12 protein-coding genes are annotated in these 12,970 nt (G+C 68.3%); 10 read left to right on the plus strand and 2 right to left on the minus strand.

Features of this window, described 5'->3' with window-relative positions:
- The 10 genes from HYZ11_11900 to HYZ11_11945 all read left to right on the plus strand — a co-directional run.
- Positions 1–1,722: TRAP transporter fused permease subunit (locus HYZ11_11900; protein MBI3128300.1), on the plus strand; the 1,722-nt coding region annotated here is incomplete at its 5' end.
- A 229-nt stretch (positions 1,723–1,951) separates the two neighbouring features.
- Entirely contained in the window at positions 1,952–2,584 is a 633-nt protein-coding gene (locus tag HYZ11_11905) for a VOC family protein (protein MBI3128301.1), read from the plus strand.
- Positions 2,585–2,606: 22 nt separating this feature from the next.
- Complete coding sequence (locus HYZ11_11910; protein ID MBI3128302.1) at positions 2,607–3,560, plus strand: hypothetical protein; 954 nt, start codon at positions 2,607–2,609, stop codon at positions 3,558–3,560.
- 143 nt (positions 3,561–3,703) lie between these two features.
- Positions 3,704–4,861, plus strand: coding sequence for a PrpF family protein (locus HYZ11_11915; protein ID MBI3128303.1), 1,158 nt, complete (start codon positions 3,704–3,706; stop codon positions 4,859–4,861).
- A gap of 25 nt (positions 4,862–4,886) precedes the next feature.
- Positions 4,887–5,798: an alpha/beta fold hydrolase gene (locus HYZ11_11920; protein ID MBI3128304.1), complete on the plus strand. Its 912-nt coding sequence runs from the start codon at positions 4,887–4,889 to the stop codon at positions 5,796–5,798.
- Between the two features lie 4 nt (positions 5,799–5,802).
- A complete protein-coding gene (locus HYZ11_11925; protein MBI3128305.1) occupies positions 5,803–7,008 on the plus strand; it encodes a pyridoxal phosphate-dependent aminotransferase in 1,206 nt (401 codons plus the stop codon).
- A gap of 403 nt (positions 7,009–7,411) precedes the next feature.
- Positions 7,412–8,221: an MBL fold metallo-hydrolase gene (locus HYZ11_11930; GenBank protein ID MBI3128306.1), complete on the plus strand. Its 810-nt coding sequence runs from the start codon at positions 7,412–7,414 to the stop codon at positions 8,219–8,221.
- A 281-nt stretch (positions 8,222–8,502) separates the two neighbouring features.
- Positions 8,503–8,736, plus strand: a complete 234-nt coding sequence (locus HYZ11_11935; protein MBI3128307.1) for a DUF2188 domain-containing protein — start codon at positions 8,503–8,505, stop codon at positions 8,734–8,736.
- On the plus strand, positions 8,733–9,362 hold the full coding sequence (locus HYZ11_11940; GenBank protein ID MBI3128308.1) for a hypothetical protein: 630 nt from the start codon (positions 8,733–8,735) through the stop codon (positions 9,360–9,362). Before HYZ11_11935 ends, HYZ11_11940 begins: the two co-directional genes overlap by 4 nt.
- Positions 9,363–9,397: 35 nt before the next feature.
- On the plus strand, positions 9,398–11,341 hold the full coding sequence (locus HYZ11_11945; GenBank protein MBI3128309.1) for an AMP-binding protein: 1,944 nt from the start codon (positions 9,398–9,400) through the stop codon (positions 11,339–11,341).
- 284 nt (positions 11,342–11,625) lie between these two features.
- Here HYZ11_11945 and HYZ11_11950 read toward each other — a convergent pair whose 3' ends face one another.
- Both HYZ11_11950 and HYZ11_11955 read right to left on the minus strand, forming a co-directional pair.
- A complete protein-coding gene (locus HYZ11_11950) occupies positions 11,626–12,207 on the minus strand; it encodes an SET domain-containing protein (GenBank protein MBI3128310.1) in 582 nt (193 codons plus the stop codon).
- Between the two features lie 24 nt (positions 12,208–12,231).
- A complete protein-coding gene (locus HYZ11_11955; GenBank protein MBI3128311.1) occupies positions 12,232–12,885 on the minus strand; it encodes an SET domain-containing protein-lysine N-methyltransferase in 654 nt (217 codons plus the stop codon).
- Positions 12,886–12,970: the final 85 nt, after the last annotated feature.

A 12,970-nucleotide genomic window follows, 5' to 3' on the forward strand; every position in this document is an offset into this window, starting at 1 on the left:
AACTTCATCGTCATCTTCGTCGTCATGGGCGCCTTCCTGGAGAAGACGGGCCTGGGCAGCCTCTTCATCGACTTCACCTTCCGCCTGACGGGCCAGCGCACCGGCGGCCCCGGCCTCACGGCCGTGGTCTCGAGCGGGCTCTTCGGCATGATCTCGGGCAGCGGGGTGGCGAACGTCGTCACCACCGGCACCTTCACCATCCCCCTGATGAAGCGGGTGGGCTACAGGCCCGAGTTCGCCGCCGCGGTCGAGGCCGCCGCCTCGACGGGCGGGGCCTACATGCCCCCCATCATGGGGGCGGGGGCGTTCCTCCTCGCCCAGTTCACCGATACCAGCTATTTCGACGTGGTGAAGGTCGCGGCGATCCCGGCCATCCTCTACTACTTGTCGGTCGGCTACATCGTCTACATCCGCGCGTACCGGCGGGGGCTGCACGGCGTGCCCGTCTCGGAGCTCCCCCCTTGGACGGGCATCCTGCGGCGCCTGCACCTGCTCCTGCCCATCCCGGTGATGGTCTACTACCTGGTGATCGGGGACTCGCCCTTCCTCGCCGCCTTCAAGACCATCTGCCTCATCCTGATACTGAAGGCGTCGGACCTCCTGCTGGAGATCCGCACGCCCTGGACCAGCCGCCTCTGGCGGCCCTTCCTGGGCCTCTCGATCGCCTTCGGCGCCGTGGCCTACTTCGCCGGCATCCGGATCGGGGCGCCCTTCACCTGGTTCGCGGATGAGCTGCGCGGCCTGAATCTCGGGGATGCCGTCTTCTGGGTGCTTGCCTCCCACATCGTTCTCAAGCTGGGGGAGGTCCTCGCCGCGGGCGCCCGGACGCCAGCGGCGGCCGGGGAGCCGTCCGCCGCCGAAAGCGGACCGGGGATATACGTGCGCCTGGGAGGAGCCATCGCCGAGCTGGTGAAGGCGGCGTGGTCCTCCCTTGAAGCGGGAGCGCGGAACACCCTCATCGTCGGCTGCATCGCGGGGGTGCTCGGGGTCCTGCTCTCCTGCGCCACCCAGAGCGACCTGCCCGGCCGCGTCTCGAATCTCCTGATCGAGTTCAGCTTCGGCCTCTTGCCCCTCACCATCTTCTGGATCATCGTGGCAGGCTACATCGTCGGGATGGGCCTTCCGGCCACCGCCAGCTACGTCGTCCTGGTCATCTTCGGCGTCCTCTCCCTGACGAACCTGGGCGTCCCCACTCTCACGGCCCACCTGATCTGCTTTTGGGTCGCCGTGGTGAGCGCCGTCACGCCCCCCGTCGCCCTCGCCGCCTACGCCGCCAGCGCCATCGCCATGTCCGATCCGGTGAAGACGGGCTTCCAGGCCGTGAAGCTGGCTTCATGGGTCTTCCTCATGCCCTTCCTGTTCGTGTACACGCCCCTGCTCCTGGACGGGACCACGCTGGACATCATCATCACGGTGGCGGCCTGCCTCGTCGGGATCGTCGCCTGGGGGGGAGCGGTGGAGGGCTTCTTCATCCGCTACACGACGCCTGCCGAGTGGGGGATGCTCGCCGTGGCCTCCGTCTTCCTGCTCCTGCCGGTGGACCATTTGATCACCTGGCTGACTCCCGTGGAATGGGTGTTTCACCACTACCCCTTTTATGCGGCGGGTACGATCCTGCTGGGGGCCGTCTTCCTGATGCAGCGGGGGCGCGCCCCGGAGATCGTGTTTTCCCCCCTCGCGGCGCCCGCTCCCGCCGTCTCCCCCGCCCACCGGAAGGCCTAGCCCCGCCTTTCAAATGGGGCGTCCCGCCCCGCCGGGACAGGAGGAGGGGCGAAAGCCCCCTCTTATTTTTTTGTATGTCGCAGGCCCGGCCGGGCGCCTCCGCGGCCGGGTGGAAGCCGGCCGCCGCATCCGGTATATTTCCCGCCAACGGAGCCATGCGGCATTCATTCAATGCGGCGCGCCGGGCGGGCCGCCGCGCGATCTTCTTTCTTCGCGGGAAGGAGCGGCGATGGTTTCCCCTCCCCCCCTCCGGCGCCTCCAGCACGTCGGCGTCCGGGTGCACGATCTCGACGAGGCCATGGCCTTCTACCGGGACGTGCTGGGCCTGCGGGTCTCGGATCGCTACGACCCGGGCGACAACCCCCACGGCCCCTGGGGCATCTGCTTCATGCGCTGCGGGGACGAGCACCACGAGGTCTCCCTCGTCGCCTTCCCGAAGGAGGCGCAGACGGATCTCCCCGCCTCGGGGTTCCGGGCGCCCCTCGCGGCGGGGCTCCATCACCTGGCCTTCGAGGCGGCCTCCCGCGAGGAGTTCGACCGCTGGCTCTCTCACCTGCGCGGGCGCGGCATCGAGTTCGCCTACGGGCCCGTCGTCCACAGCCCCGCCCATCCCGAGGGGGACGGCACCCTGGGCGAGAACCGCGCCGTCTACTTCCACGACCCCTCGGGGAACATCATCGAGATTTTCTGCGACATGGCCCGCATGGACCCGGCCTCGAACCGGGTGGGCGAGGCCTGGTTCCGGGAGCGGCTCGCCCGCGACGGGCATTCTCCCTCGGCCGCCGATCCGCCCTCCGCCTGGCGGCCGGGGGTTTCGAGCATGGCCGGCGCCCGCGGCGGGCGAAGCAAGAACATCTCCTGACATCCACCGGAAAGGAAGCCGAATGCCCCACAAGATCCTGACCGTCGATCCGCGCTTCAAGAGGCCCGACCGCCAGGCCCAGATCAAGGAGTTCCTCCCGGCCGGCTTCGAGCTGGCCGTGCCGCCGGACTTCGAGCGGGCCACCCTCCTGCGCGAGGCCCGGGACGCCGTCGCCATCATCTCCGCCATGCAGCCCATCGACGCCGAGCTGATGGCCGCCTCGCCCGGCCTGCGGGTGGTGGGGAAGGCGGGGACGGGGGTGGACAACATCGACATCGCCGCCGCCACGGCCCGGAAAATCCCGGTGGCGAACTCACCCGGCGCTCTGCGTTCGGTGCCCGTGGCCGAGCACGCCATGACTCTCATGCTCATGCTGGCCCGGCGGCCCTGGCTGTGGCGGACCCAGGAGCGCCGCCTCCACGTCCAGATGGAGGGTTCCACGGCCGGCATCGTGGGGCTGGGGAACATCGGGCGGGGCATCGCCCGGCGCTGCGCCGGGTTCGGGATGCGCATCCTCGCCCACACGCGCACCCGGGGGAAGTTCCGCCCGGAGGGCTTCGAGGTGACCGAGACGGCGAGCCTGGAGGAGCTCCTCCCCCAGGTGGACTTCCTCGTGCTCTCGCTTCCCCTCGCGCCGGAGAGCCGGGGGCTCATCTCCCGGGAGGAACTCGCCCGCATGAAGCCCACGGCGTACCTGGTGAACGTCTCGCGCGGCCCCCACGTCGTGACGGATGACCTCGTGGACGCCCTGCGCGGGGGGCGCATCGCGGGAGCGGGGCTGGACGTGACCGACCCCGAGCCCCTCCCGGAGGGCCATCCCCTCTTCGAGATGCCGAACGTGGTGCTCTCCCCCCACATCGCCGCCCACACCGGCAGCGTGCAGCGGGCGAGCTACCGCCTCCTCTTCGACAGCATCCGGCGGGCGGTGGACGGCGAGCGGGTGGAATCTTTGGCCAACCCGCAGATATATGCGTGACCGGATGAGTTACGGAGCGGGCGTTTCGTAGGGGCGGTTCGCGAACCGCCCCTACAGGAGAGCCGGCGAAGGACCCCGTAGGGGGCGAAGCATTCCCGCCCCGGCCGCGTAACGCTCGGCCGTCAGAGACAACGGAGACCCCCATGCCCCAGCGCAGAATCCCGGCCGTCTTCGTGCGGGGCGGGACGAGCCGGGCGCTCGTTTTCCACGCCCGGGATCTGCCCGCGGGCCGCGGCGCCTGGGACCCCATCTTCCTCCGGGCCTTGGGGAGCCCCGACCCGAACGGCCGCCAGCTCGACGGGATGGGCGGAGGAGTCTCCTCCCTGAGCAAGGTGGCGGTCATCGGCCCCCCGAGCCGGCCGGACGCCGACGTGGACTACACCTTCGGCCAGGTGAGCGTCGAGAAGGCGCTCGTCGACTACCGGGGCAACTGCGGCAACATCTCGAGCGCGGTGGGGCCCTTCGCCGTGGACGAGGGGCTCGTGGCCGCGCCCCGGGACGGGGAGGCCCTCGTCCGCATCCACAACACCAACACGGGGAAGATCATCCGCTCGCGCTTCTGGATGGAGGGAGGCTCGGCCGCCGTCGAGGGGGACTGCGCCCTTCCCGGGGTCGCCGGGGCCGGGGCGCGCGTCACGCTCGAGTTCGAGGACCCGGGCGGGGCGGCGACGGGCCGCCTCCTCCCCACGGGGAAGGCCGTGGAGACGCTCTATATCCCGGGGCTGGGCCCGGTCGAAGCGAGTCTCGTGGACGCGACGAACCCAGTCGTGTTCGTCCGGGCGGGGGACGTGGGCCTGGCTGGGAGCGAGGGCCCCGGCGCCATGGACGCCCGCACGGAGCTCATGGTCAACCTCGAGCAGATTCGGGCCGAGGCCGCCGTGCGCATGGGCTTGGCGCCCGACCGGCGCACGGCCTCGGAATCCGTCCTGGCGGTGCCCAAGGTGGCCGTCGTGGCGCCCCCGGCCGAGTACCTCGACCTCAGGGGGGAGCGCGTCCCGGAGGAATCCTTCGACATCCTCAGCCGGGTCGTCTCGATGGGAAAGACCCACCGCGCCTACGCCCTGACCGCCGCCATGTGCCTGGCCGTGGCGGCGCGGATTCCCGGCACCCTCGCCCACGAGGCCGCCCGGGCGGGAGGCGGGGACATCCGCCTCGGCCATCCCTCGGGCGTCCAACCGGTGGGGGCTGAGGTGGAAAACGCGAATGGAAGCTCCCGGGCGGCAAAAGTCATCGTCTACCGCACCGCGCGGCGGCTCATGGAGGGCGCCGTGCTGATCCCCCGAGGCCTGTTCCCGGCCTGAGGCCGGGCCACGAGAGAGGGCGCGCATGGCCAGGACCGTCATCGAGGGAAGCGAGCACTGGGCCCGGCGGGAGGGGGCGGACCTCTACCTCTGGCGCAAGCGGCAGAAGGGCCTCCGGGCGGCGAAGGGGACCGTCCTCCTCGCCCACGGCTCCTCCATGGCCTCGACGCCCTCCTTCGACCTCCAGGTGAAGGGCCGCTCCGACACCTCGCTCATGGACCACCTCGCCCGGAGCGGCTTCGACGTCTGGTGCGTGGACTTCGAGGGCTACGGCCGCTCCACCAAGGACCGCCCCGTCCACGCCGGCATCGAGCGCGGGGCGGACGATCTCCTCGCGGCGGCCAAGGCCATCCGCAGGATTTCCGGCGCCAGGGACTTCATGCTCTACGGGATCTCCTCCGGGGCCCTGCGCGCGGCGCTCTTCGCCCAGCGGAACCCCAGGCTCGTCCGGCGCCTGGTGCTCGACGCCTTCGTGTGGACCGGCGAGGGAAGCCCCACCCTGGCCGAGCGCCGCAAGCGCTTCGCGGGCGTGGCCCCCGAGTCCCGCCGCCCGGTGAACCCGGCCTTCGTCGAGAGCATCTTCACCCGCGACCACCCGGGCACGGCGGAGAAGCAGATCGTCCAGGCCTTCGTCCGGGCGGTGTGCGAGCTGGACGATTCCATCCCCAACGGCACCTATATCGACATGTGCGAGCGGCTGCCCCTCGTGGAGCCGGAGAAGATATGCGTGCCGGTCCTCATCACCCGGGGCGAGTTCGACGGCATCGCTTCCTTCGAGGACATCCTGGAGTTCTTCCGCCGCCTCCCGAACCCCGACAAGCAGATCGCCGTCATGCCGGGCATCGCCCACGCGAGCCTTCAGGAGAAGAACCGCATGATCGTCTTCCACCACATCGAGCGCTTCTTCGGCCAGCCCGGCCCGGTCTACAAGGGCTGAGCGGATGAGCGAGAGCCGCGCCCCGCGCTTCTCCACGAGATGGGCCGATGAGCCCCGGCCGAACCGCCTCGCCCTCCTCGTCGAGGCGAAGAAGAAGGCGGGCGTCGCGCTCCACGACCTGACCAACACCAACCCGACGAAGGCCGGGCTCTCCGCCGCCGGGGGCCTCTCCCTCCCCGCGCCCGCGGCCACCCCCTCGCCCGCGCCCCCGGCCCCGCCCTACGAGCCCGATCCCCGGGGCCTCCCCGCCGCCCGGGAGGCGGTCGCCCGCTACTACGCGGAAGTCGGGGCGCGCGTCTCGCCGGAGAACATCTTCCTGACCGCGAGCACGAGCGAGGCCTACGGCTTTCTCTTCAAGCTCCTGACCGACCCGGGCGACAACATCCTCTTCCCCGCCCCGAGCTACCCCCTCTTCGAGCACCTGGCCCGGATGGAGAGCATCGAGGCGCGCCCCTGCCCCCTGGCCCGCCGCCCGGACGGCGGCTGGGCCTACTCGGCGGAGGCCATTCTCTCGGCACGGAACGATCGCACCCGCGCCGTCTGCCTCGTGAGCCCGAACAACCCGACGGGGACGACGCCGGACGGCAACGCCTGGAACGCCGTCCAGGCCGCCTGCGAGAAGGAGGGTCTCCCCCTCATCCTGGACGAGGTCTTCGCCGACTACGCCTGGAACGGGGCGCGCCCCGTCTTTCCCCGGCGGGAGCCGGCCGTGCCCGTCTTCGTCCTGAACGGGCTCTCGAAGGTCCTCTGCGCCCCCCAGCTCAAGCTGGCCTGGATCCTCCTCCACGCCCCGATGGACATGAAGCCGCCCGTCCGCGAGCGGCTCGACCTCATCTGCGACACCTACCTCTCGGTCAACGAGCCCGTCCAGCGCGCCCTGCCCGCCCTCCTGCCCCGGCGGAAGGAGGTGCAGGCCCAGGTGCGCGCCCGGCTGGCCGAGAACCGGATGATCCTCCGCTCCCTCCCCACGGGCGGCCACCTCCGCCCCCTCCCCGGCGACGGCGGCTGGTCCCAGGTCATCGCCCTCCCCGATGGGACGGACGAGGAAGACTTCGCCCTCCGGCTGCTCGACGGGGCGAACGTCCTCGTCCAGCCCGGCTACTTCTACGACATCGAGGAGGGCGCCCACTTCGTCGTCTCCCTCCTGTCCTTTCCCCGGGAGCTCGCTCAGGGCCTCGCCGCCGCGGCGGCCATCCTGAAAAACGGGTGAGGGGTCCGTAGGGGCGAATCTTGTATTCGCCCCCCGACGCGCCGCCGATGCGGGGGCGAACACGAGGTTCGCCCCTACGATGACACGCGGCGGCGTTGGTGTAGGGGCGTTCCATGGAACGCCCCTACGGAAACCGGCTCACCGAGGCGACGCGAAAAGTTGTCATTCCGAGCGCAGCGAGGAATCTGCTTTTCAAGGCAAGAAGCAGATTCCTCGGGCCTTCGGCCCTCGGAATGACAAGACGCGCCCGCTGCGAATTAGGGCATCCCCCCGCTTGCCCCCCCAAGCCCCGGCGAATTAGAGTATCCGGGCACGCGACAAGCCCCCCACAATCCCCCGCCCCGCGACGCCGGGAGGCCGCTTCGGGGAGGGGCATCCACCCGGGACACGAGAGGGCCGAGGAATGGAGACGCAGAACTGGTATTCCGTTCAGGAGTTCGCGCCGGGCAGCTACCAGATCACCGAGGCGGGCCGCTACAAGATGTTCCTCTTCCTCGGGAGGGACAAGGCGCTGGCGGTGGACGGTGGCCTGGGCGTCGGCGACCTCCGCAAGCTCCACGAGAGCATCACCAGGCTCCCCATCGACTTCATCCTGACCCACACCCACTGGGACCACCTGGGCGGCGGCCACCAATGGCCCAAGGTGGGGGTGCACCCCATCGGGAAAGACCGCCTGGCGAACGACCACTCCGCGGCGGCCCAGCGCTTCATCCAGAACTGGAAGGACCCCCTGCCCGCGGGCTTCGACCCCAAGACCTTCACCATCAAGCCCATCACCTTCGGCTGGACGCTGAAAGAGGGCGACTCCTTCGACCTGGGCGGCCGGCGCTTCCGCGTCTACGACATCCCCGGCCACTCCCCGGACAGCATCGCGCTGCTGGACGAGCGGGAGGGCGTCCTCGTCACCGGCGACCTGGTGAAGCCCCTCGACTGCCTCTACCTCCAGGTGCCCACCGCGATACTCCGCGACTACGCCCCCTCCCTGCGCAAGCTCGAGAAGCTGGCGAAGGAGGTGAAGTGGATCTGCTCGGGCCACACCAACCCCTTCGGCGACGCCTCCATCATCGGCGAGATGGCCCGGTTCATGGAGGAGATCGAGGCCGGCACGCACGAGAAGTCCAAGAAGCGCTTCGCCCCTCCCGGCTGGGGCGAGGTGGACGAGTACGAGGCCAAGCGCTTCAAGGTCTGGATTGGGGACCACGCGCGGAAGTAGCGGCGCCCCGGCGAAGCGAAGTTCGTCCAGGGCCTCCCCAAGGCCCGCGCGGCCAAGATCGTCCGCGGCGCCATCCGCAGGATTTATCTTGGGGAAGAAATCGGCCACATGGATTTGAGCTCCCTGGATTCGCCCGAGCATTTGCAGTCGATACGGGAGGCGGTGTGAAATCCAAAGAAAGATGATTTTCTTGACTGTTTCCGTCTACAATTCGGTTGGGCTATAATCTCAAGCGAGTTGCGTTTTTCTCAGCAAGCAAATCTTGAACAAAGGATACACCGATGAGCAGACAAGCAAAGAATCAATCCAGCCTCTCTAGGGCCGCCAGAGTGCATGTAATCGCCCACCAAGAAGGCTGGGCCATCAAGCAAGAGGGGCAATCCAGGGCATCTAAAATCTGCAGCACCAAGGAAGCGGCCGTAAGAAATGCCTCTCAAGTTGCCGTGAAAGGCCAAGACGTCGTTGTTCATAAGAAAGACGGTTCCATCCAGAGCTGGAAACGAATTGTCAAATGACCCAAAAGGGGCAATTTGGCAAAAACGTCTTCATCAATTGCCCCTTCGATGATGATTACATTCCCTTGCTGCGGCCGCTACTTTTCACCGTCCTGTATTGCGGGCTTACGCCGCGAATCACCTCGGAGAGTTTTGATTCAGGCGAAACGCGTCTCAACAGCATATGCAAGCTGATATCGAACTCAAAGTTCAGCATACATGATCTGTCCCGCCTGAGAGCCCGGAAAGCCAAAGAATTTCACCGGATGAATATGCCGTTTGAATTGGGAGTCGATTTGGGGTGCCGCAGATTTGGCAATGGAGCCTTACGCCGGAAGCGCTTTCTGATTTTGGATGAGCATAGGTATAGATATCAAAAAGCGCTTTCCGATATTTCTGGCTCAGATATCAAGCACCACACCAAAAATCCGCGGAATATCGTCCGGCAGGCCAGGAACTGGTTTGTCGAGAACGGACTGGCGGGAACCCCAAGTGGACAAGCCATCTGGCTCGAATTCAATGAATTTATGGCCGATTTCTATGAAAAACGGCGGAGAGATGGATATAGCAGAAAGGAGCTTCAGATAATGCCGATACCTGAGCTCATCTCCTTCATGCGAAGGTGGATAGCTTCACACGATTTGTAGATCGCTTGTCCTGACCAACGAGGATTCGTCCGGCCATGCCCACCCCCGTCATCTGGCGCCCCACCGAGGACTTCCTTCGGAACTCGAACGTCGCCCGCTTCATGCAAAAGCACGGGCTGAAGAGCTACTCCGAGCTTCTGGAGTGGTCGGTGGCGGACATCCGCCGCTTCTGGAGGCTCATCCTCGAGGACATGGGGGTGGAGTGGTACCGCCCCTACGACGAGGTGCTCGACCTGAGCCGGGGTTTCGAGTGGGCGCGCTGGTTCGTCGGTGGAGAATTAAACGTCATCCACAACTGCATCGACCGCCACCTCAGGGACGGGAAGGGAGGCCGGACGGTCCTCGTCTGGGAGGGGGACGGGGGGGAGGTGCGGCGCTTCACCTACGCGGAACTCGCCGCCGAGGTCGCGCGCCTGGCGGGGGCGATGCGGGCGATGGGGATGAGGCCCGGGGACGCGGCGGGCATCTTCATGCCCATGCTGCCCGAAACCGTCTTCGCCTTCTTCGCCTGCCTCAAGATCGGGGCCGCCGCCGTCCCCATCTTCTCGGGCTTCGGGCCCGAGGCGGTGGCCGAGCGGCTGGCCCACGCCGAGGCGCGGCTCGTCTTCACGGCGGACGGGGGCATGCGCCGGGGAAAGGAGGTCCCCGTCAAGCCTCTGCTGGATCAGGCCCTCAACCTGGGAACGAGGGTGGAGAAGGTTGTCGTCCTCGGGCGCACGGCCGCTGAAGTTCCCATGAAAGCCGGGCGGGACGTGATGTGGGAGGAGTTCGTGGCGGGGCAGCCCGCCGAGGCCCCGACGGAGCGCCTGCCCGCCGAGGCGCGGGCCATCATCATCTACACCTCGGGGACGACCGGGAAGCCCAAGGGCACGGTGCACACCCACGCGGGCCTCCTCGTGACCACGGCCAAGGAGCTGCGCTACTGCATCGACCTGCGCGAGGGGGACACCGTCTTCTGGGTGACCGACATCGGCTGGATGATGGGCCCCTGGGAGATGGTGGGGGTGCAATTCGGGGGCGGCACCTACCTCATCTATGAGGGCGCCCCCAACTGGCCCGGCCCGGACCGGCTCTGGAAGCTCGTCGCGGATCATAAAGTCACCCAGCTCGGCATCTCCCCCACCGCCATCCGGCTCCTCATCAGCGCCGGGGAGGCGTGGGTCCGCAAGCATGACCTCACGAGCCTCCGCCTCCTGGGCTCGACCGGGGAGCCCTGGGACCCCGCCTCCTACATGTGGTTCTTCGAGAAGGTGGGGGGCGGGAGGTGCCCCATCATGAACATCTCGGGGGGCACCGAGCTGTGCGGCTGCCTCCTCCAGCCCTACCCCGTCCAGGAGCTCACCCCCTGCTCCCTGGGCGGGCCCGCCCTGGGGGTGGACACCGACGTCTTCGACGAGGAGGGCCGCCCCGTGCGGGACCAGATCGGCCACCTCGTCTGCAAGCAGCCCGTGCCCTCCATGACCAAGGGCTTCTTGAAGGAGGACGACCGCTACATCGAGACCTACTTCTCCCGCTGGCCGGGGGTCTGGTACCACGGGGACTGGGCGAAGCGCGACGCGGCGGGCCAGTGGTACCTCTTCGGGCGCTCGGACGACACCATCAACGTGGCCGGGAAGCGCGTGGGCCCGGCCGAGGTCGAGGCGGAGCTGATCAAGCACCCGGCCGTCGTGGAGGCCGCCGTCATCGGCGCCCCCCACCCCATCAAGGGAGAGTGCCTCGCCTGCTTCGTGGTGCTGCGGGAGGGAACGGCGCCCACCGACGCCCTGCGGGAGGCGCTCAAGGACCAGACGGTGGCCTACCTGGGGAAGAGCCTTCGGCCCGACGAGGTCAAGTTCGTGAAAGCGCTGCCCAAGACGCGCTCGGCCAAGATCGTGCGGGGGGCCATCAAGAAAGTGTATCTCGGCGAGGACATCTCCCGGATCGACACCAGCTCTATCGAGGTGCCCGAGCACCTCGCGGCGATCCGGGAGGCGCTGTAGGGGCGGAATTGCGATAGGTCGTTCGCCTGCGTTTGTAGTAGTAGGGGCGAGGCATGCCTCGCCCCTATAGAACGGATCACCGCCGATTGCATCTGTAGGGGCGACCGGCCGGTCGCCCCTACGGACCCGGATCGCCACAGGCCGGTGCAGGGGGATATTGCAATACGCCCCTGCAGAATCCCGCCACGCGATTCCGTAGGGGCAGGCCCCCGTGCCTGCCCCCGAACAAAGGGGCGGCCACAGGGGGCCGCCCCTACAAGCGCATCTCTTCCGCTTCCTGAAATTTAGAACAATCTCCGCAGCGAAAGCTGGAAGGGCACGCCGTGGTCCGCGCAGGCCCGCTGGAGGTGGCCGTTGCCCAGCAGGTGCATGAGGGGCTGGTCGACCTCCCCAATGCGCAGGAGGCCCCCCTGGATCTGGGCGGCCCAGTCCTCCTTGAGCTTCTCCGCGTCCCCGGAGGTGATGCGCCACCGGCACTCCTCGGCCCGGCAGTAGCAGTCGAAGGTCTCCTCGGGCTTCATGTAGAGGGTCGCGTAGTCCACCGTCAGCTCCGCGCCGGACTCGATGTCCCGGACCGCCACCTCGAAGCCGTAGTGCGTCGCCATGCAGTTGGGGCTGCAGGAGTGGTTCATGAAGCGCGCCAGGTCCCAGAGCAGGATGTGGTTCCCCTCCGGGGTGCGGTAGGTGTAGCGCGCGAGGGGCTCCCCGTAGATCTCGGGCATGCTCTCGACCTGCTCGGGGGTGAGGATCTGGTCCAGCGGGTCGTACACCCAGGTGATGGTCCCCTGGGGGATCAGGCTCGTGGCGAAGACGCCGTAGCCGATCTCCGGGCTGATGAACTGGAGCACCGTATCCGGATGGAGCACCGCGCTCCCTCCCGTCCGGGCCGATCAGGCCGAGGCGGGGTGGTTCCGCGGCGCGGGAGCCGCCGGAGAGGAACCGTTCCCCTCCGCCCACACCGCCTTCGAGGGCACGCAAAAGTCCGCCGGGCGGGGCAATGGCGCCCGGCCCGCCAGCATGTCGCTCAGGAGCCGGGCTTCCCGGAGGAACGGCACGAGCGGCTGGGGGAGCCGGGGCGCCAGGGCGAAGGCCTCGCGGACGCGGGCCTCCCACGCGTCCCCCAGCCGGAGCACGTCGTCCGAGCGGACGACGCCCCGGCAGCCCGGGGCGCCGCACCGGCACTCCAGTTCGGCGATGATGTTCAGCATCCCGTAGTCGTCGGTGATCTGCTCGCCGGGGAGGATGTCCCGGACGGCGATCTCCATCCCCTCGGTCACGCTGAGGGTGGCGGGGTCGCAGGAGTGGTTCACGAAGCGGCCGAAGTCCCAGCAGAGGACGGCGTCCCCCCGGGAGGTCATGTAGGAGTAGGTCTGGATCATCTCGGTGTAGGCCGGGGGCAGCTCCCGCCTGCGGGCCGGGGTGAGGACGTGGTCGAGGTGGCAGAGGCCCCACGTGATCGTCCCCTTGGGAATCCGCCGGGTGGCGAAGACCCCGTGGCCGACCTCGGGGCTGACGAAGCGCAGCGCCGTATCGGGGTGGATCACATACGCTCCTGCTCGAGCCCGGCCGACGCGGCCGCTCTCCGGGCGCCCGGTCTCCCCTGCACTGGCTCAGCCTCTATCTATTAGC

This window comes from Candidatus Tectomicrobia bacterium (assembly GCA_016192135.1).
Classification (GTDB): Bacteria; UBA8248; UBA8248; order UBA8248; family UBA8248; genus 2-12-FULL-69-37.